This window comes from Cytobacillus sp. ABV4_503 (assembly GCF_056158445.1).
In genome coordinates, this window is sequence record NZ_JBSWTH010000001.1 from 733055 (window position 1) to 753540 (window position 20486).

Genomic DNA, 20486 nt, shown 5'->3' on the forward strand with positions numbered 1-20486 from the left:
ATTCTGTATTTTTGTGAGCGTTACTATAAAAAAGCTCTGAAGGGGGACAAAATGAAGAAAGGCATACATAAAAAAGATCCGCGCTTCAAAATCGCAGAGAGAGAAGCATGGATTGGCATTGGTCTGGTACTCTTCAATTTTGTATGGTGGTATGGGTTTGCCTACGGGATGGGATCAAGGCCCGCAGATGAGTATACATACATAATGGGGCTGCCTGCCTGGTTTTTCTGGAGCTGTGTGGCAGGGTTTGCTGTAATGGTGATTCTGGTAACAGCAGCTGTTAAGTTTCTGTTTAAAGAAGTTCCATTCGAAGAAAATGAAGAGGGGAGAGAATCCGAATGAACTGGCAGGTTATTGCTCCTCTTCTCATCTTCTTAATCATTATTTTTCTCGTCGGCTTATGGTCCAGCAGAAAGATTGATACCGGAAGCTCGTTCCTGCAGGATTACTTTCTTGGAGGAAGGCAGCTGGGCGGATTTATTCTGGCTATGACCATGATTGCAACCTACGGAAGTGCCAGCAGTTTCATTGGTGGGCCGGGCGTTGCATACACACAGGGGCTTGGCTGGGTGCTGCTTGCGATGTCACAGGTTGTCACAGGTTATTTCGTTCTCATGGTTCTGGGGAAAAAGTTTGCCATTACAGCAAGAAAATATAATGCTGTGACGCTCATCGATTTTCTAAAAGAAAGATATAACAGCAGATGGGTCGTCTGGCTATCCTCTCTCAGCATCATTATTTTCCTATTTTCTGCCATGGCTGCCCAATGGGTTGGCGGAGCAAGATTAATTGAGTCACTGACAGGATTAAGCTATTTATCTGCTTTATTCATTTTTGCAGCTTCCGTTATGGTCTACGTGGTGATCGGCGGCTTCCGTGCTGTTGCCGTAACTGATGCCGTCCAAGGGGGAATCATGTTCATCGGCACTATGATCCTTCTGATTGCTGTTATTGTGGCAGGCGGGGGAATTCCGAATATTATCAGTGACCTGTCTTCAGAAAACCCGAATCTGATTACACCATTTGGCTTTGATGGCGGGTTGACTCCTTTATATGTGTCCTCATTCTGGATTTTGGTGGGAGTGGGAGTTGTGGGACTTCCGCAGGTAGCCGTGAGGGCCATGTCCTATAAAAATGCCAGAGCCATGCATAGGGCCATTATCATCGGAACAATAGTAGTCGGCTTTATCATGCTTGGCATGCATTTAATTGGCGTATTTGCCCGGCCAATTCTTCCAGGGATTGAAGTGGGGGATAAAGTCATGCCGATGATTGCGATGGAAGTGCTTCCTCCATGGCTCGCGGGAATTGTACTGGCAGCACCGATGGCTGCCATCATGTCAACAGTGGATTCCCTGCTCCTTCTGGTCAGCTCGGCGATTGTGAAAGATGTCTATATTAATTACATTAAGCCTGATGCCAAAGAAGCTGCCATCAAAAAACTGAGTTTTGCGGTTACTGCTCTGCTTGGCATTCTGGTTTGCATCATGGCTCTCAGTCCGCCCGATTTGCTGATCTGGCTGAATCTCTTTTCTTTTGGGGGACTGGAAGCCGCCTTCATATGGCCTGTTGTGCTGGGCCTTTATTGGGCTAAGGGAAATAGATATGGTGCAGTGGCCTCGATGATAACCGGAACGGCCACCTATATTTTATTCCATACTTTTTATCCAAATGCATTAGGCATGAATACAGTCGTATTGCCTATTGCTTTGTCACTGGCGGCTTATGTAGCTGTAAGTCTATTTACGGAAAAATCAGCATCAGAATCTGCAGAAATTTAAGCAAGAGGCTCCGGAGACTATTCCGGAGCCTCTTGTATGTAACGGCAAAAGGCTGATAAATAGGGAACGGAGCGCTTCAATCAAACGTTTGATTGAAGCAGGAGAAGAGTCATATATAAAGGATACGGGAGGAAACCCTTGTTTTTGTAAAAAAATGAGCATATTGATAGGTTTGTAGAAACGATCCCTATTTGTTACACTTAATTAGTTGAAACGTAATTGTAACATTTGACTTTAAATGGAAATGTTTTTATAACATTAGGGAGAATATAATGAAAAATTTTATAAATATGATTATGATTGCCATGCTATCATCCGTTATAGCAGGCTGCTCAAGTGAAATAAACGCATCTTTAAATACAGAAGAAATAAAATTTAAAAAAGAAGATAAAGTGGAAGCTGAGCAAAATACATTAGCTGTAAAAGAGGACGGAAAAGAGAAAAAAGATACTGTATGGCTTGAAGGCAAGTCACTATTCCAGGTGGACGCTACAGATGGGAAAAAGAAATATTCAGTCTACCTTTATGCGGCAGACCAAAGAAGAACCATTCTGGAAGAGGACAGTTCGAAAGGGAAGAAAGGCGATTCTTATTTTACAGGACATTATTCAGTTTACCTGGCTGAAAAAGGTTCGAAAGAGGCTTACAGACAAGAGGTTTTGAATAACAGTGCTGAAATGTCATTTAATCCATCGAAGGAGCAGGTTTACACTCAAATAATGAGGAACAAAACCATTGTCTCGATCTTTCAGCCAAAGGGGGAAAATGCAGTTAAGGCCCAGCTTCTCGCTATTAACGATGGAGAAGTGCTGAAAATCAGTACAGAAAAAGAAGTGATCACTTCCTCCAAAGCGAAAATAAAAAATATTAATCAGAAGTATCTTCAAACTGCCCAAAATAAGAATGATAGATGGGTTATTTCAACATGGCAATTTAATGACGAAACCCTAACGATGAGCCTGCATGACCGAATAGAGCTGAACAAAGAAGATCATTCTGAGATCGACTGGATGAATTTGTGGTTAAAAGAGGAAGCCCTGTACTATCCTTTTAAAAACCTGGCACTCAGCGTGGATGCCATTGAAAAAGCAAAACAGGGAATTCCGCTCGGAAGCCCATATCCGATTGGCACAAACATATCTGAAATTAAGAAATCAGATCCAAATTTTATTAAGGAAGGGTTTGAAAATGGCAGCCCTTTTGTCATGTATCCTGAAATCACCTATTATTTTGAACGGGAAACCGGCAATGTAACGGCTATTTCTATTCCTGGACAGCGGGTGAGAACTTCAATTGAAGAGATTACTGCTATGTTTGGCACCCCTGCGCAGGTATTGGAAAAGATGCTGTCAGGAGAAACTATTTCCACCTACCTGGCAGATAAATATTCCATCGAAATCATTTCTGATTTAGAAGGAAATGTTAGTGAAATAGTATTAATGAAAACAAAAAATCATGCGGCACAATGACCGCATGATTTTTTTGTAAAATAAGAAAGCATTAAACTTTGAACTTCGAGAACCGTCTAGCTCCAGCGCCTACCCCCTCGAGGTCACAAGTCAAGCCACCCAAAAGGCAAAGGACGCCTTTCCGGGAGGCTCGTCTTGTGCTTGTCGGGGGTGGGCAAGGCGCTTCCGCTTTAAAATGCCCAATCACCTTTCCTGAATACAGGTTCAGCGCTGCCGTCTTCATTGATTCCGTCGATATCCATTTCAGCGGAACCAATCATGAAGTCAACATGTGTTAAGCTTTCGTTCAAGCCGTTTTCAGCCAGTTCTTCACTGGACATTTTCTTGCCGCCTTCAATGCAGAATGCATACGCACTGCCAATGGCAAGGTGGTTTGAAGCATTTTCATCAAATAAAGTATTATAGAAAAGCAGATTGGATTGTGAAATTGGCGAGTTGAAAGGAACCAGGGCCACTTCACCAAGATAGTGGGATCCTTCATCTGTCTCAACAAGCTGCTTAAGAATCTCTTCGCCTTCTTCCGCTTTCACATCGACAATGCGCCCGTTTTCAAAGGTCAGGCTGAAATTATCGATGATATTTCCTCCATAGCTTAAAGGCTTTGTGCTGGAAACCGTGCCGTTAACACCTGTCTTGTAAGGTACTGTAAATACTTCTTCAGTCGGCATGTTAGCCATGAATTCATGTCCCTGTTCATTAACGCTGCCTGCTCCGACCCATAAGTGGCCTTTTGGAAGCTCAATCGTCAGGTCCGTACCTGGAGCTTTATAATGAAGCTTCTGATATCGCCTGCTGTTCAAATAATCCACTTTTTCATGAAGTGTTTCATCATGCTTTTTCCAGGCTTCAACCGGGCTATCCAAATCAGCGCGAGTCGCTTTAAAAATAGCTTCCCAAAGCATTTCCACACGGGATTCTTCCGGTGCGTCAGGGAATACCATGTTTGCCCAGGCCTGAGATGGGGCTGCAATGACTGTCCAGCTTACTTTATCGGACTGGATGAATTTGCGGTATTTTGCAAGCGCCTTTCCGGCAGCTTTCTGGAAGCTTGAGATTCGCTCTGATTTCACGCCTTTCAGCAAATCTGGGCTTGCTGAAACGATTGACATGAATGCCGCACCCTTCTCAGCTAAATCTTCGACTTCCTTTGCCCGCCATTCCGGGTATTCGGAGAAGGACTCATCCGGTGCCAAATCGTACTTTGTGCGTGTGACCGCATCATCGCTCCAGTTCACAACTACGTTATGAGCTCCTGCTTCATAGGCCTTTTTAACAATTGTACGAACGAGGTCAGCTGCATCAAGGGTTGTGTTAATAACAAGCGTCTGTCCTTTTTGTACATTTACGCCGACCTTTACGGCAAGCTCTGCGTATTTCTCTAAATTCGTTTGAAATTGACTCATTATGTATTCTCCTTTGTCAGAATCTTCATTTTCATTGTAGCTGTTCTGTTCGCAAAAAGAAACCTATTGAACTGAAAATCGTCCTCCAGAACCTTGGATCTCCATCTATGGACGGAGACAAAATTAAAAAGGAATCTTATACAGATTCCTTTTTGGCATGGAATGCATTATTTTCAGGCAAAGCAAACATCAGCCAATACAAAAACGCACTTACAACAGCCAGCAGCGCCAGTATAAAGAATGTCCAGTCATATCCGATCCAGACTGTAAGCGGAATGGAAATAGGTGCAATGGTTTTCCCGATTGTAAATCGAAGGGAGGCAGCTGCAAAGTACTGACCCCGCATATGATCTGGAGCAATTTTGGATACATAGCTCTGCTGATGGCCAGCTGTCATTAATTCACCCATAGTGAAAACGGCCATAGCCAGAATTAATCCCCAAATCCATTGCGTTTGCCCAAACATGATGATGGCTGCTGCATAAGTAAGAGATGATAAGATAAAGACATTTCTTTCCCTGTACTTTAACATCATTTTCGTTACGGCTACGGTAAATAAGGCTACGAGGAAGCCGTTCTCAGACAGCAGAATGCCAAAAGCCTGTTCTCCATGAACAGAAAAGGACCAGTCATTCCATTTAAAAAGCGCCTGATTATGAACTGCTTCATTTGTATAGACAGGTATTAAAAGATCAAGCTGCATAAAGGTCTGTGCAGCCAGAACACCTGCTATGATAAAAAGGAGAAAGGTTTTGTCTCTGAAGATAATGCCATAATCTTTCGTTTGCTTTAATAAAGCGGCATGCCATTTACTAGTTCCGCTTTCTGCATGTACTTGTATTGGCAATGTTTCCCTTGTCCACCGTAAAAGGATGAAAGATAACAGAATACAGATAATGCCGGCGGCCATAAGAAGCTGAAAACGGTAATGGACATAGAAAATGGCTCCTAGAATGGGACCCACCACAACCGCAATATTAATGGAAGTGTAAAAAATAGCAAAAACCTGGCTTCTGTCCTTTTCCTGCACCACATCGGCAACCATTGCCTGGCTTGCGGGCCAATAAAATGAACCGAAGATTCCCACAATAGCAAAGCAGATAAAACCAAGCACAGGTGAATCCAGCCAGGGTGAACTGGCAAATCCAAAAATGATAAATGAAAGTCCCTGTCCGCATGCAGAGAGAACCATCATTTTTTTGCGTCCAAAACGGTCAGCAGTATAACCTCCCATTAAGTTGGCAAGCACGGAGAATACCTGAGAAAAAATGAGCAATAAACCAGCCTTGTCTTTTCCGAATTCATCCGCGAAATAAATCGTTAAAAACGGGAAGAACATCCAGAATGTAATGTTCATAAGCGCTTCCCCAAATAACCTTACTTTTAAATTCTTATCCCAATCTTTTATTTTCATGCTGTTTCCCCAACTTCAATCTCAGAATAACGCTATCATACTACCAAAATTGGATGAAACACAAGAAGACTTTTTCCAAAAAAGCCAAACCTTGATCAGGCTTGGCTTTTCTTAATCAATATACAAAAAACATCAAAACGGTCGTAACAATGCCCACCCATATGGCCAGCAATGCACAGTAGCCCATTATATGACGAATATGAAGGCCAACCACACTCAGTATAGGAAGGGCCCAGAAAGGCTGGATCAGGTTGGTCCAGGCATCCCCCCAGCCTACAGCCATAGCAGTAATGGCGGGATCCACCCCCAGCTGCAGACCTGCAGGCACTTGAAGCGGCCCTTGCAATGCCCACTGCCCGCCGCCTGAAGGAGCAAGAATATTGACGAGTCCGGCAGCCCAGTAGGTGAATATATCAAAGGTGTCTTTACTTGCTATGGATGCCATCCCATTAATGATAGACTCTGCTAACCCGGAGCTGCCGAGAACGGCGATTATGCCGGCGTAAAACGGGAATTGCAGAATGATAGGAGAAATGGCAGAACCCGCTTCTTTAAAAGCATTGGCGTATTGTACGAGCGATTTATGAAGGATGAGGCCTAACGATAGAAAGGCAATATTGATAATATTCAAGTCAAGGTCACGCCCGTTTACAAACTCAAATATGACATAGATTATCCCGATTAATCCGGTAATGATGCCGAGAAAGGGTGTTCTTTCAAGCTTTCCGGCGGGTGTTATTAAAACTTCCTGTTCAGATTCCTGCTTGGGTGCCTTAGGGGGAACGTATGAGATAATGCCTTTTTTGGGTGCCATCAGCACAATGAAAATCGGCATCGTAATAACAAGAGCAATTAAAATAGCAATTGTTCCAGGATGGAAAATGGTCTCCGAAGTTGGGATGACGCCAGCCACTTCCTCCAGAAAATGGCCCCTGGTCGCAACAGTCAAACCAATTGAACTCGATAAACCGGCAGTATAAAGAGCAGTTGGTGCATAGGCTGCAGCCACTAATAGAGGAAAGTGTGCGTTCTGATTTCTTTTTCCAACTTCACGGGCAATAATGGCGCCAACGACAACAGCAAGGCCCCAGTTAATATAATAAGCAGCAGATGAAACGAGAAAAGTCAGCACGTAAGCCTGGTTGGCTGTCTTTGCTTTTGAGGACAGCTTTTCAAGTATCAGCTGTACAGAAGGAACAGATGCAAGCGCCATGCCTGTCATTAAGAGGAGCACCATCTGCATGGTAAAAGCTAGATACACCCAAAATCCGTCACCGAAGGATTTAAACAGCTCAACAGGCTCGGAAGGCTTCATGAAAAAACCGGCAATAAACACAAACAGAGTCATTAATACCGCGATGACAAAGGCGTCCGGGAGATACCTTTCCACAAGCTTGGAGAAACGGTCTGCCACTCTGGTTAACATCTTTTCACTCTCCTTTCAGTATTAGTACATGCTATGGAGAGGACAAGCTGTGTATGCCAGATCATACAGAAATAGCCCTGACATCAGCCAGGGCTATCTATTAATCCTTATCTTCCATGGCAGCCTTCAGCAAATCGCCAAGGCTTGTTCCAAAGGAATCTTCCTTCTGGGTGTATTTCTGAACAAGTTTTCGCTCTTCCCGTTTGTTGACGGCTTTCTTTTTGTCCTGTGCTTTTTCCACCACATTGCATGGCCTGCACTGGAAGTAGGCGCCTGCCTTGCCCTGGTGGATTTCCATCTTTTTGCGGCACTGAGGGCAGCGGCGGTTTGAAAGCTTTGGATCCTTGCGTTTCCGGAAATTACAATCAAGATTGGAGCAGACAAGTATTTTTCCGTCCTTGGTATTCCTTTCTTTTAGGAAGGAATCGCATTCTGGACATTTTGACCCAGTGAGATTGTGGGCACGATACGATTTGTCGCTCTTTTTAATTTCAGAAACCAATGTCCGTGTCTGCTTGCGGATATTCTGCAGAAACTCTTTGGGGTCTGCTTTTCCGCGTGCGATTTTCTCCAGCTCCTGTTCCCATTTAGCAGTCAGTTCCGGTGATTTCAGATCTTCATTTACCAGGTCCATCAGCTGTTTGCCCTTTTTAGTCGGAAACAGGCGTCCATTTTGCCTTTCGATCGCTTCCGTATCAAGGAGCCGTTCAATGATTTCCGCTCTAGTCGCAGGTGTTCCTAAGCTATATTTTTCCATCTGGGTCAAAATGTCAGCTTCGGAATAGCGAAGAGGAGGTTCAGTAAGCTTGGCGGACAATTCAGCCGTTTGTACCGTAAAACTCTGTCCTTTTGAGATGTTCTTCAGGCTCTGTTTTCCTGCTTCTTCATCACTGCTGCCTTCAACCTTGCGATAACCCAGGTCGATAACTGCTGTTTCCCTGGCTGTGAATGTTTCACCGTTAACATCAATAGCAGCATGGATGGTTTCATACTTATAAGGGTTATGGAAGATGGCCAGAAATCTGCGCAGAATCAATTCGTACAGCTTCCGCTCATCAGCCGACAAATCACCGAGGTGTACACGTTCCTCAGTCGGAATAATTGCATGATGGTCGGTTACTTTTTCATTATTAAAGACTCGCTTTGCCAGGACCTTGCCCTGATTTGCAAGGATTGGCTTCACTTCGTCCTTATAGGAAGCTGCAATGCCATGAAGGCGATCCATCATGGTTGCTTCCATATCTTTTGTCAAATAGCGCGAGTCTGTCCGCGGATAGGTGACAAGCTTATGCTGCTCATAAAGTTTCTGCAGCACATTAGACGTTTTCTTGGCGGAAAAGCCGTAACGCTTATTGGCGTCACGCTGCAGCTCCGTCAAATCATAAGGAAGCGGCTGCGGCTCTGTTCTTTCCTTCCGGTTAATGGACTGGATAACCGCTTTTTGGCCCTTCACTTTAGAAAGGACTCCATCAGCTGCTTCTTTAGAAAAGAGGCGCCTTTCACCATTTTTCTCCCAGTCAGCCTGCAGGGGGCCAATTTGAGCGCGAATCGTCCAGTACTCTTTTGGAACAAATTTTTGAATCAATTGCTCCCTTTCCATCACGAGAGCCAGTGTCGGCGTCTGCACCCGGCCGGCGGATAGGGGATCCTTGTATTTAGTCGTCAGGGCCCTTGTGATATTCAAGCCGATGAGCCAATCGGCCTCTGCCCGGCAGACGGCGGATTCATACAAATCTTCAAATTGTTTTCCTGGCTTAAGGTTTTGAAAACCGTCCCGGATGGCGCGGTCCGTTACAGAAGAAATCCATAAGCGTTTGATTGTTTTGCGCCAGCGGATTTTTTCCAATATCCAGCGTGCGACAAGCTCCCCTTCGCGGCCTGCATCAGTAGCAATGATAATTTCCTTAATATCCATCCGTTTTGCCAGGTTCTCAATGGCTTTATACTGGTGGCTGGTCTGCTTCATCACCTTCAGGCCCATTTGATCAGGAATAATTGGCAGATCCTCCAGATTCCAGTTTTTATATTTGCTGTCATAATGCTCAGGCATCTTTAACTCGATTAGATGGCCAAGAGCCCATGTCACGATATATTTATCGCCTTCCATATAGCTTTTATGAGATTGCCGGCATCCCAGAACCCGTGCAAGTTCACGGGCAACACTGGGCTTTTCAGCAAGAACAAGTGATTTCATAATTACTCCTTTCAAATTACATTCAGCCATTTCTGTCCAAACTAAGTATAGCTGAAAATCATCCATATTTGTAATCGGATAAATTTTTTGCTGGGCAGAGAAGTAAATTACTGCCTAAGTTGTATTGCTTTTCATTAGTCACAATTCATTCTACAATGGACTTACCAGTTTGTTTACAAATAGAAAGAGACAAGGTGAAATGAATGAATGCAAAAAATCAGCATCTTTATGATTACATTCAGGAGAATTCAAAAAATATCACAGACATGTGGCTGTCTTTAAGGGATAAACAAAAAGGCTCCATTTATTCTGCAGATGCAGACCCCGCTTATGAGAAGCTCCTGAGAGAACAAAATACGTTTACCAACCGCACCGTTTCAGCAGCTCTGCTTGATGAGGACATATTTAACGAGAATATGGAGGAATGGGCCATTACAGTAGCGGAGAGCAGAGTGGATTCTAATACGCCCATATTTCAAGTGCTTGAAGCTTTAAGCAATGTGCGGGAAACCTATTGGCATTTTGTGGAAAAGTTCATTAACGAAAACCAGTCCGAAGTCAAAACAGATGATGTATTGAAATGGAGCACGATCATTAACAAGGCTTTTGATAAGCTCATCAATAAATTTTCAGAGAAATATTATGAACTGACGACCAATCGGCTTGTTGCCCAGCAAAGTCTGATCAATGAACTTGGAACTCCGGTCATTCCTGTAAAAGACCATACAGCAGTACTGCCGCTTATCGGCAATATTGACACCGAACGTGCACGAATCCTGCTGGAGGAAATTCCGAAAAAATGTGCAAAAGAAGATGTGGAACATCTATTCATTGATTTATCAGGTGTGGCCATCATCGACACGATGGTTGCCCATCAAATATTCTCATTAACGACAGCTTTAAAGCTCCTGGGGGTAAAATCCACCATCTCCGGCATCAGCCCTGAAGTTGCCCAGACTTCCATTCAGCTTGGCCTGGACTTCACAGGCATTCATACTTACGGTACGTTAAAGCAAGCATTGAAAAGACAAGACATTGAATGAAACCAGGCTGGCAGAAAATGCCGGCTTTTTATATGGCTATAATAAAAACGCTTTACTGTGTTACCATTCTAACAATCTAACTTGTTAAAAAATGGTAAAAATTAATTGACATCTTCTCATATGGCACATAGAATTAATTATATTCAGAAAATATATTAAAAATAGGCTGTGATAAAGATGAGGCATCTAAAAACGGATACTGCAAATAATCTTTTTAAAAAGGCTGTATTTCAAACCTGTGTTTGAGATACAGCCTTTTCTTTATCTCGCTAACGTACCGGGGAGGATTTGAAATGGAAAAATTGACAGAATCGATGATAACTTTAACTCGCGGGGAGGAGAGCAACGTGGTTACTTTAAATGGAAATACCCTTACTTTGTCTGAAGTCAAAAGAGTGCTTTTTGAAGGAGTAATGGCTGCAGCATCAGAAGAAAGCATGCAGCGTGTAAAAAACAGCCGTGAAGCCGTTAAGAGAATTGTAAGTGAAGAAAAAGTCATTTACGGCATTAACACCGGATTTGGCAAATTCAGCGATGTACGAATTGATCAGGGAGATGTAGAGGATCTTCAGCTGAATTTAATCCGCTCTCATGCATGCGGTGTAGGGGAACCATTCCCTGAGCCTGTCTCGAGAGCTATGCTCCTATTAAGAGCCAATGCTTTATTGAAAGGGTTCTCAGGAGTCCGGCCTGTCGTGATAGAAACTCTTTTAGCGCTTGTGAATAAACAAATCCATCCCGTCATCCCGCAGCAGGGTTCTCTTGGAGCGAGCGGCGATTTGGCGCCTCTTTCCCATTTGGCATTAGTACTAATGGGAGAAGGTGAAGTGTTTTTCAAGGGTGAAAGAAAGCCTGCGCTGGAAGTGCTTGTTCAGGAGGGAATAAAGCCATTAACTTTACAGGCGAAGGAAGGGCTTGCCCTGATTAACGGCACTCAAGCGATGACGGCAATGGGAGTCATTGGTTATCTGGAAGCGGAAAAAATCGCTTATCAAAGTGAATTGATCGCTGCAGTTACAATGGAGGGCTTAAACGGCATTATTGATGCGTTTGATGAAAATATACATCAGGCAAGAGGCTATCAGCAGCAGGTGGATACAGCAAGAAGAGTAAGGGAATATCTGTCAGGCAGCAGCCTGATCACAAGACAGGGAGAAATCCGGGTGCAGGACGCCTATTCCATCCGCTGCATCCCGCAGGTGCATGGGGCATCCTGGCAGGCTCTTGATTATGTAAAAGAAAAGCTTGAAATTGAAATGAATGCAGCTACGGATAACCCGCTTATTTTTGAAAATGGGGAAAGCGTCATATCCGGCGGAAACTTTCATGGGCAGCCAATCGCACTTGCAATGGACTTCATGAAAATTGCGGTCGCGGAATTGGCCAATATTTCAGAGCGCCGGATTGAGAGACTTGTTAACCCTCAGCTGAGCGATTTGCCGCCATTTTTAAGCCCGGAGCCTGGGCTCCAGTCAGGTGCGATGATTCTCCAATATGTTGCAGCATCACTTGTTTCAGAAAATAAGACACTTGCCCATCCGGCAAGTGTGGATTCGATCCCTTCATCCGGTAATCAGGAAGATCATGTGAGCATGGGAACCATCGGATCAAGACATGCTTATCAGATTATCCAGAATGTCAATAAAGTGCTTGCAATTGAACTGATTTGCGCCCTGCAGGCAGCGGAATACCGCGGTTCTGATAAAATGGCTGATAAAACAAAACGTTTTTATGAAGAAGCAAGGAAAGTGGTGCCTTCCATTACAAAAGACCGCGTATTTTCAAAAGATATTGAAGCATGCGCGTCCTGGCTGAAAGAAGTTGAAATAGACGCAATATAAGCAGCAGGGGTCTGAATGTTCTCAGACCCCTCTTTAAATTAATAAAGTAAATAATTTTGAACATCGAGAACTGTCTTGCGCAAGCAGCCTGCCGCCGAGGTGTCCGGGGTGAGCAAGGCGCTTCCGCTTTACTTAATCTTTGGCTCTTTCCTCAAGTTGCTTTGCTTCATCTTCTTCAAAGCGGTTTTTAAACGCTTCCTGTGTCACAATAAATTCTTCATCTTCCTGGGCTTCTGTAGTGTGGCGCTCGACCATTGTGTGTTCAGGAAATTCCCCGGGGTGATGTTTTCTTTTATGATTAAAATGGACTCCGCGTGACATAATCAGGCTCCTTTCATTCTTGAAGTAGCATTCTTTCACTATTTTTCCCTTGGGCATCAGGACTATGTATGGCTCTCTCATTCAATATTTTCCGTTCAGCTTTGCCTTTATGCGCATAAGTATATATAGCAGAGACGAAAGAGGAAGGGAGGGGGATAGCCATGAAAGATCCGAATGCTTCCGTATTCTGTGCGGGCCGGGGTGACCGGGCGCCGGTATTTATTGCAGATGCTGTCATTGATCATCAAATAAAAAAGGTCAATTTGGAGAATTTTATTGGAAAATGGGTGCTGCTGTTTTTTTACCCGAGTGATTTTACATTTGTCTGACCGACAGAATTGGCGGCGGTCGCCGCTGTGAATCCATATTTAAAAGCCTTAAACTGTGAAGTAATGTCCATCAGTACGGACAGTGTATATGCCCATAAAGTATTTAAGGAAACATCTCCCTCTTTAAAAAATGTAAATTATCCAATGGTAAGCGATCGAACCCATCAAATAAGCAGAGCTTATAGGGTTTTGGATGAAAAGTCTGGAGCGGCGGTCAGGGCATCTGTTTTTATCGACCCCAATGGCATTATTGCGGCGAAGCTCATTTACCCCGGGGAAGTCGGCAGAAATCTGCATGAACATGTCAGAATCATGCAGGGAATTCAATATGCACAGCAGACAGGGAAAGGTGTGCCGGCTAATTGGCAGCCTGGCCAGACCGGGATTAACATTGATCCGAACTTAATAGGCAAAATCTGAAGGGAGGAGGCGCAAGCTTTCTCTTGATTTTTCTGCAGATCCTCCATATACATAATTACTTTAATAAGCAGCGACGAAAATATATAATAATAAGTAACAAATGAAGTGAAGGGGGAACTTGAGATTGGACTTCTTTTCTATACTGTCTGAAGATCGGATAAAGAAAGCGTATAAGGATGGCGAATTTGATCATTTGCCAGGCTATGGAAAACCGCTTCCGTTTGATGACCTGTCTTCCGTCCCTGAGAATTTGCGCATGGCATACCGCATCATGAAGAATGCCGGATTCACTGATGAAGAAAACCAAATGAAGAAAGAAATGCTGACGATCGAAGATCTTATTAAACAATGTGAGGATCAGGAAGAAAAAAAGGCATTGCAGAAGAAACTGAACGAAAAGATGCTCCGATTTAACAGCATGATGGCGAAACGAAGACAAAACACCAACTCATCCCTTTTCAAGAACTACGGAGAAAAAATTAACAATAAATTATTCTAATGGTTAGATGATCGGAATTGAGGAGAATACATGAACAAAGATGAATATATAGCGGTCCTTGAAAAAAGAGTGGAAGAATATGAGGCAGCCATTGCGGATATGACTGCACCGATTATTCCTTCGATTATTCCCCAGACGATCCTGGTGCCAATTACAGGCCTGCTCATGGCAGAAAGATTCGAAAAAATTACAGCTAAAATCCTGAATCATATTAAAGAACATGACACTGAATTTGCCATCATAGATTTTACAGATATTACGGTCGACCGCATAGAGAAGATGTGCCTTTCCGAACTTGGACTGCAAATCAGCAACCTGACTGATTCCATTAACCTCATGGGAGTAAAGCCTTACTTTGTGGGAATGACCCCGCAGCTGATAAAGGAAATTGTCTTATCCGGCATTCAATTAAATGCTGAAACACATGCTACTTTCCAGGCGGCCTTAAAGCATTTAATGAAAATAAACAGCCTCGTCTTTCAAAAAGTATAAAATTTGCAAACTCCTCTCCTGAAAAGGACAGGGGTTTTTTTCTTTAAACAGGCACATTTTCTTTCCGATTGGGGATTTGTCCATGCGAAAACCTCCTGCGACACATAATCTATAGTATCCATGAGAAGGGAGGTAGACATATGTCGAGAGATTGGAGAAGAAGATTTGAGGTTAATGCAGATGAAGTGGAGATCAGAGCCGATAGAGTTATTGTAAAAGAAGATGATGATCGCCGGGATGATGATGTAAGAGGGGCGGAAGACCGCCGCAGGAAGCACCGCCGGGATGACGATGTAGCTGGAATTGAAGACAGACGCAGAAGAGGATGCGGATGTGGCTGGGGATGCGGCTGTGGTTGCCGGAATAATGTTGGCGGAGCAGAAGATGACCGCAGAAAACACCGCCGTGACAATGTACGCGGTGCAGGTGACTTATGGTACAACAGAGACTTAGCCGGATCTGGCAGAGGCTGCAGATGCCGCCGGGATGACGATGACCGCAGAAGAAGAGGTTTCTGCGGATGCCGCTGGATCTAATATCGATGAAAAAAAGGCAGGGGAAGCACCTCTGCCTTTTATATATGAAAATTTTCCTAAAGAACTGTAAAAATCAACCGAAATTAATAATAGAAGGTATTAGAGATTTTCAGACTACATAGAAGGTGTGGCTTGTATGGATAAGACAACGATAATAGGAGTTATATTAGGGATCATAGCAGTTGGAGTAGGGATGGTTTTTAAAGGGGTTTCCCCTTCTGTTCTGATTAATCCGGCCGCTATTTTGATCATTATCCTGGGAACTGCAGCAGCAGTGGCAATTGCATTTCCAACGAATGAAATCAAACGGGTGCCAAAGCTTTTTGGCATTTTATTTAAAGAAGAAAAGCTGATGAACCCTGCTGAGATGATTAAGATGTTTTCGGATTGGGCTCAGCTGGCAAGAAAAGAAGGATTGCTTGCACTTGAAGTCAAAACGAACGAAATCGAAAACCCTTTTTTAAAAAACGGCTTATCTCTGGCTGTTGATGGGCAAAGTGCCGATTATATACGTGATGTATTAAGCGAAGAAATCGAAGCGATGGAAGAAAGACATCAGGCCGGAGCGCAAATTTTCAGCCAGGCAGGTACCTATGCCCCATCTCTTGGAGTATTGGGCGCAGTTATTGGATTGATCGCAGCACTGGGAAATATGGAGGACACCACCAGCCTGGGACATGCTATCAGTGCGGCATTCGTAGCAACATTACTGGGGATTTTCACGGGTTATGTGTTCTGGCATCCTTTTGCCAATAAGCTAAAGAGAAAATCCAAGCAGGAAGCAAAAATTAAAAGCATGATGATTGAAGGAATTCTTTCTATTTTAGAAGGGGAGGCTCCCCGGGTAATAGAACAAAAGCTTGCTTCCTACCTTCCTGCAGTAGAACGCCGGAAATTCCTTGAAGAAAGCAGCGTGGCGAAGGATGAGTAGGCGGAAAAAGAAGCAGCACCATGAGGAGCATGTAGATGAATCCTGGCTATTGCCGTATGCTGATTTATTAACTCTGCTTCTGGCCCTGTTCATTGTCCTTTTCGCAATGAGTTCTGTAGATGCCCAGAAATTTCAAAAGCTATCAAAAGCATTCAACGATGTCTTTTCAGGCGGGACCGGGGTATTTGAATTCCCAAGCCCAATGCCAGAAGGGCAAATGCAATCCACTGATGCAGTGTCCGAAAAGCCAAGCAAGGATCTCGAGGAAATGGCAGCTCTGGATGAATTGGAAAAAGAAAAGCTGAAGCAGGCTGCCGATCAGGAAGAATTGGCAGAGCTGCAGCAAAGAGTCAATGCCTTTATCGAAAATCAAAACCTGGCAGATAAACTGGAAACCTCTTTAACCACCGAAGGACTGCTTGTGTCAATCAGGGATAATGTCCTGTTCGGCTCAGGGAGTGCAGAAGTCCGTGAACAGGATTTAAACATGGCAGGTGAAATTGCAGAGCTTCTCATCATGGACCCGCCAAGGAACATTATCATCAGCGGCCATACAGACAATGTCCCGATCCGCAATTCAAGCTTCGAGTCCAACTGGGAGCTCAGTGTGATGCGCGCTGTCAACTTTATGAAAATCATCCTGAAAAATGGCCAGCTGGACCCTAAATGGTTCAGTGCCAAAGGCTTTGGAGAATTCCAGCCGGTTGCCGGAAATGATACCAGAGAAGGCAGAGCGAAGAACAGACGGGTAGAGATTTTAATATTGCCAAGAACGGGGAATCAGCCATAGGGGCTGGTTTCTTTTTGCATTGAAAATAAAAAAAGCGCTGTGATCCAGCCGCTTTGAATAAAAAAACATTATTCACTTGCTTCATGTTCCGTGCCATCCGGTTTGCACATGCGGTCGACCATTACACCAAATAGAAATACACAGGCAATTGGAATTGAAAAATTCAATACATGAACAATGGTCATCAGCGAACCTCCCCTATGGTATTAATTACATTATATGCCAATATTCACAGAAAAGACAATTAATATTCAGAAAATATACATAATTTTAGATTGACAAAAAGAAAAGAGCCGCATACGGGCTCTTATAATGGAAGATCTGCTTCTGAATGAATGGTTTTTGGTTCTGTCTTTTTTCCATGAAGCAGGTAGTAAACAAGCAATCCAAACAATGCTACGCCCGCAAGCATAAAATAAAGTGATGCGAAGCCTGTTTTTACAGCAAGTACTCCAAGCACATAGGATCCTAATCCAATTCCGGTATCAAAGAGTGTGAAAAAGGTCGAGGTAGCAAGCCCGCGTTTAGCAGGATCTGCCTGCTTAATTGCCACCGTTTGAAGACTCGGAACAATGGTGCCATATCCTAATCCGATTATCGCACCTGACAGCAGAAACACAAAGGTGCTGTTTGCCTGGCTGAGCAAAAATAACCCTGCGGCAAAAAGAATAATGGCCGGATAGATCACTTTATTTTCTCCGTACGCATCAAACCAGCGGCCAGTAAAGGGGCGGGACATTATAATGAATACCGCATATACCACAAAAAAGAAGCTGGCAGCTTCAAGCAAATCAAGCTCTTTCGCATAAACAGAAATAAAGGAAAGAATTCCAGAGTAAGCGAAAGCAAGGATGCCTGCCGAAATCGCCACAGGAACTGCATTTTTTTCAAATAAGCTTGAAAGTGTAAATTTTGGATGCTTCACAGAGCTCTCTGTTTTTTGCGGTATTTTTACAAAAACACCCAGCACTATAGCAATAAATGATAAGGCTGTACATAAAGCAAAAATCCATGTGAAGCTTGCGTATTGAACAATCGTCAAACCGGCAAACGGTCCAATGACCATGGCCAGATTCATGAACATCGCATAATAGCCAAGCCCTTCGCCTCTGCGTTCATTCGGCACAATATCAGCAACGATAGCCCCAGTTGCAGTGGTAGCCATACCGAATCCAACTCCGTGCAGAAATCTCAGTGCTAAAAGAGCAGGGGTAGAATCAGCCCAGAAGTAAAGCAGGGAAGATACAGCAAACACAATCAAGGAAACAAGCAGGATCTTTCGGCGTCCAACCTCGTCAATCCATTTCCCTGTAAAAGGCCGGCTGATCACTGCAGCAATCAGAAAGACCGAAATAATCAGCCCCACCTGTGTTTCGTCCCCTTTTAAATCATCCAAAATATAAAGAGGAAGCGTAGTCAGCAAAACATAAAACCCCATAAATAAGAAAAAACTTGTAATAGAAATGCTCAAAAAATCCTTCGTCCATAATGGCTGTTTCTTCATGTTGTCCTCCTAACAATGAAGTACCAGGTACCTATACCAATTTGGTGAACTGGTCTAGGTGCCTGGTACCATATTTTCTCTCATTTTTGCCATAAGTCTGATCATCGTGCTGATTTCTTCTTCCGTAATATTCTGCAAAACATTGCTTTCACTTGATCGCACGGCGGCAAGCCAATTGTCGTACTCCTGGATGGCTGCATCAGTCAGTGAAATCAATTTTTCACGTTTGTCCTTTCCTGCCGTTCTGGTGATCCAGCCCGATTTCTCAAGACGGGCCAATGTCCTGGTCATGGTTGGAGCCTCAACTCCCAGATAAGAAGAAATCTCTTTTTGAGTGCTCGGGCCTCCAACTTTCAGACGGTAAATAATTGTCCATTGAGCTGCATATAAACCAAGGGGCACCAAACTTTCATTAAGTACTTTGGAAAAATGGCGGGTAAATTGGTTAATGGAATGAAAAAATTCACTTTGATTAGGGTGCATTGTATTCACCTGCTTAAAATAGTTACCTAGCTAACTATACATGAAATCTATGAAAATGTCTACCTCACTTATTCTTTATGCTAACTAAGTGTTTAACTGGCAAATAAAAGGGAATGGAGTTATAAGGGCAACTGTGCATAACAATAAGGGGGAAATTTTTTTGGATACGTTATTAGAATTCGTAGGAGATATTTCAGGATGGCTGTGGGGATATCCCATCATCCTATTATTAGCCGGAACAGGGCTGTATTTAACCTTTTTGCTTGGTTTCTTCCAGTTCCGTTATCCGGTATATATTTTTAAGCAAACATTCGGAAGTGTTTTTAAAAAGCCGAAGGGAAAAGGAACCGTTACACCATTGCAGGCACTCACATCTGCACTGGCTTCAACCATTGGTGCCGCGAACATTGTAGGTGTACCGGCAGCCATCATGTTTGGAGGTCCGGGTGCTGTCTTCTGGATGTGGGTCATTGCCCTCATTGGAATGGCCATCAAGTTCTCGGAAAGTGTTTTGGCCATTAAGTACAGAGAGAAAAATGAAGATGGAGAATATGTGGGCGGCCCTATGTATTACATGACAAAAGGGCTGAACATGAAGTGGCTTGGAGTGATCTTTGCCTTCGCACTGATGATTGAACTGATCCCAAGCATCATGGTACAGGGAAATGCAGTAGCCGCTGCTGTTGGCGAGACATTTAAAATTGATGGCTTGTATACCGGAATTGCTGTAGCAGTACTTGTTTCTTTAGTTGTTTTTGGCGGGATTCAGAGAATCGGCAAAGTCACCGAAATCTTTGTTCCGTTTATGGCGCTCATCTATGTAGGCGCGGCGTTAGTAGTCTTATTTATGAATCTGGGCAAACTTCCTGAAGTGTTGGAATTAATCTTCACTTATGCGTTTCAGCCAATGTCTGCAATGGGCGGATTTGCCGGAGCGGCAATTGGCGAAATCATTCGCTGGGGATTTGCACGAGGATTATATTCCAATGAGGCAGGACTCGGGACGGCACCGATCGCCCATGCAGCAGCCACAACCGATCACCCGGTGCGACAGGGCTTCTGGGCGATTGTCGGTATTGTTGTTGATACGCTGATTGTTTGTACTGCAACTGCATTTGTTGTCCTATCCTCCGGGGTGTGGACAAGGGAAGGGGCAATGAAAGATCCTTCAGCCCTGACAGCAGCGGCATTTACGGAATACTTTGGGTCATTTGGAGGTATTCTTGTAGCTGTATCACTGGTATTCTTTGTCATTTCAACGATCATTGTCGTAGTCTTTTATGGATCCAAAATGGCAGAATTCCTTTTTGGCTCTTTTGCTGGAAAAGCCATTAAAGTGGTTTACATTGCAGCCATTGTTCTTGGTTCAGTGGGAGCAGCGAAAACGATCTGGCAGTTCCTTGACCTGGCTCTTGCCATGATTTTGATACCAAACATCGTGGCTGTTCTGCTTCTAAGCAAAGAGGTTAAACAGCTGAAAAACGAGTTTTTCACTTCGGAAAAGTATTATTTAAAGGATATTAAAAAAGACGATAATGCTGCGTAAAAAGTGGTCTCCCGTAAGGCGGGAGGCTTTTTTATTAACTTGGCAAATTTTTTGAAAAATAACA

The 20486-nt window shown here is 43.7% G+C and carries 19 protein-coding genes; 12 read left to right on the forward strand and 7 right to left on the reverse strand.

The window, feature by feature from the left end:
• The first annotated feature begins 51 nt into the window (after positions 1-51).
• The 3 genes from ACXAD1_RS03730 (at position 52) to ACXAD1_RS03740 (ending at position 3250) form a co-directional block, all read left to right on the forward strand.
• Positions 52-342, forward strand: coding sequence for a YhdT family protein (locus tag ACXAD1_RS03730; protein ID WP_206842126.1), 291 nt, complete (start codon positions 52-54; stop codon positions 340-342).
• Positions 339-1781 carry a sodium/pantothenate symporter gene (panF, locus tag ACXAD1_RS03735; RefSeq protein WP_206842128.1) on the forward strand — a complete coding sequence of 481 codons (1443 nt, stop codon included), beginning with the start codon at positions 339-341 and terminating at the stop codon, positions 1779-1781. The genes ACXAD1_RS03730 and panF overlap by 4 nt, the downstream gene beginning before the upstream one ends.
• Positions 1782-2053: 272 nt before the next feature.
• On the forward strand, positions 2054-3250 hold the full coding sequence (locus tag ACXAD1_RS03740) for a hypothetical protein (RefSeq protein ID WP_474909504.1): 1197 nt from the start codon (positions 2054-2056) through the stop codon (positions 3248-3250).
• 170 nt (positions 3251-3420) lie between these two features.
• Here ACXAD1_RS03740 and ACXAD1_RS03745 read toward each other — a convergent pair whose 3' ends face one another.
• From ACXAD1_RS03745 to ACXAD1_RS03760, 4 genes are all read right to left on the reverse strand, one after another.
• Positions 3421-4653 (reverse strand): aminopeptidase, encoded by a 1233-nt coding sequence (locus tag ACXAD1_RS03745; protein WP_370222934.1) that lies wholly within the window; start codon positions 4651-4653, stop codon positions 3421-3423.
• A gap of 136 nt (positions 4654-4789) precedes the next feature.
• Positions 4790-6067 carry an MDR family MFS transporter gene (locus ACXAD1_RS03750; protein ID WP_474909505.1) on the reverse strand — a complete coding sequence of 426 codons (1278 nt, stop codon included), beginning with the start codon at positions 6065-6067 and terminating at the stop codon, positions 4790-4792.
• Positions 6068-6182: 115 nt separating this feature from the next.
• The gene (locus tag ACXAD1_RS03755; protein WP_474909506.1) at positions 6183-7493 is read right to left on the reverse strand and encodes a short-chain fatty acid transporter; all 1311 of its coding nucleotides are present in this window, start codon (positions 7491-7493) and stop codon (positions 6183-6185) included.
• 100 nt (positions 7494-7593) lie between these two features.
• Positions 7594-9687: a DNA topoisomerase III gene (locus ACXAD1_RS03760; RefSeq protein WP_474909507.1), complete on the reverse strand. Its 2094-nt coding sequence runs from the start codon at positions 9685-9687 to the stop codon at positions 7594-7596.
• 203 nt (positions 9688-9890) lie between these two features.
• Between ACXAD1_RS03760 and ACXAD1_RS03765 the strand changes: the two genes are divergently transcribed.
• Positions 9891-10730 (forward strand): STAS domain-containing protein, encoded by an 840-nt coding sequence (locus ACXAD1_RS03765; RefSeq protein ID WP_474909508.1) that lies wholly within the window; start codon positions 9891-9893, stop codon positions 10728-10730.
• Between the two features lie 347 nt (positions 10731-11077).
• Complete coding sequence (gene hutH, locus ACXAD1_RS03770) at positions 11078-12571, forward strand: histidine ammonia-lyase (protein WP_206842653.1); 1494 nt, start codon at positions 11078-11080, stop codon at positions 12569-12571.
• A 132-nt stretch (positions 12572-12703) separates the two neighbouring features.
• On the opposite strand, the gene ACXAD1_RS03775 is transcribed toward hutH, so the two are convergent.
• Entirely contained in the window at positions 12704-12892 is a 189-nt protein-coding gene (locus ACXAD1_RS03775; protein ID WP_009334922.1) for a hypothetical protein, read from the reverse strand.
• 161 nt (positions 12893-13053) lie between these two features.
• Between ACXAD1_RS03775 and ACXAD1_RS03780 the strand changes: the two genes are divergently transcribed.
• The 6 genes from ACXAD1_RS03780 to motB all read left to right on the forward strand — a co-directional run bounded on the left by ACXAD1_RS03780 (position 13054) and on the right by motB (position 16889).
• The gene (locus tag ACXAD1_RS03780; protein ID WP_370222924.1) at positions 13054-13641 is read left to right on the forward strand and encodes a peroxiredoxin; all 588 of its coding nucleotides are present in this window, start codon (positions 13054-13056) and stop codon (positions 13639-13641) included.
• Between the two features lie 124 nt (positions 13642-13765).
• Complete coding sequence (locus ACXAD1_RS03785; protein WP_206842238.1) at positions 13766-14140, forward strand: DnaJ family domain-containing protein; 375 nt, start codon at positions 13766-13768, stop codon at positions 14138-14140.
• 30 nt (positions 14141-14170) lie between these two features.
• Entirely contained in the window at positions 14171-14632 is a 462-nt protein-coding gene (locus ACXAD1_RS03790; RefSeq protein WP_474909509.1) for an STAS domain-containing protein, read from the forward strand.
• Positions 14633-14772: 140 nt separating this feature from the next.
• Positions 14773-15168: a hypothetical protein gene (locus ACXAD1_RS03795; protein WP_474909510.1), complete on the forward strand. Its 396-nt coding sequence runs from the start codon at positions 14773-14775 to the stop codon at positions 15166-15168.
• A gap of 136 nt (positions 15169-15304) precedes the next feature.
• The gene (gene motA, locus ACXAD1_RS03800; RefSeq protein WP_474909511.1) at positions 15305-16099 is read left to right on the forward strand and encodes a flagellar motor stator protein MotA; all 795 of its coding nucleotides are present in this window, start codon (positions 15305-15307) and stop codon (positions 16097-16099) included.
• The gene (gene motB / locus ACXAD1_RS03805; protein ID WP_474909512.1) at positions 16092-16889 is read left to right on the forward strand and encodes a flagellar motor protein MotB; all 798 of its coding nucleotides are present in this window, start codon (positions 16092-16094) and stop codon (positions 16887-16889) included. Before motA ends, motB begins: the two co-directional genes overlap by 8 nt.
• A 307-nt stretch (positions 16890-17196) precedes the next feature.
• On the opposite strand, the gene ACXAD1_RS03810 is transcribed toward motB, so the two are convergent.
• Both ACXAD1_RS03810 and ACXAD1_RS03815 read right to left on the reverse strand, forming a co-directional pair.
• The gene (locus ACXAD1_RS03810) at positions 17197-18393 is read right to left on the reverse strand and encodes an MFS transporter (RefSeq protein WP_474909513.1); all 1197 of its coding nucleotides are present in this window, start codon (positions 18391-18393) and stop codon (positions 17197-17199) included.
• 54 nt (positions 18394-18447) lie between these two features.
• Positions 18448-18876, reverse strand: coding sequence for a MarR family winged helix-turn-helix transcriptional regulator (locus ACXAD1_RS03815; RefSeq protein WP_206842282.1), 429 nt, complete (start codon positions 18874-18876; stop codon positions 18448-18450).
• Between the two features lie 160 nt (positions 18877-19036).
• Between ACXAD1_RS03815 and ACXAD1_RS03820 the strand changes: the two genes are divergently transcribed.
• On the forward strand, positions 19037-20422 hold the full coding sequence (locus ACXAD1_RS03820; RefSeq protein WP_370222915.1) for an alanine/glycine:cation symporter family protein: 1386 nt from the start codon (positions 19037-19039) through the stop codon (positions 20420-20422).
• The last annotated feature ends 64 nt before the right edge of the window (positions 20423-20486 follow it).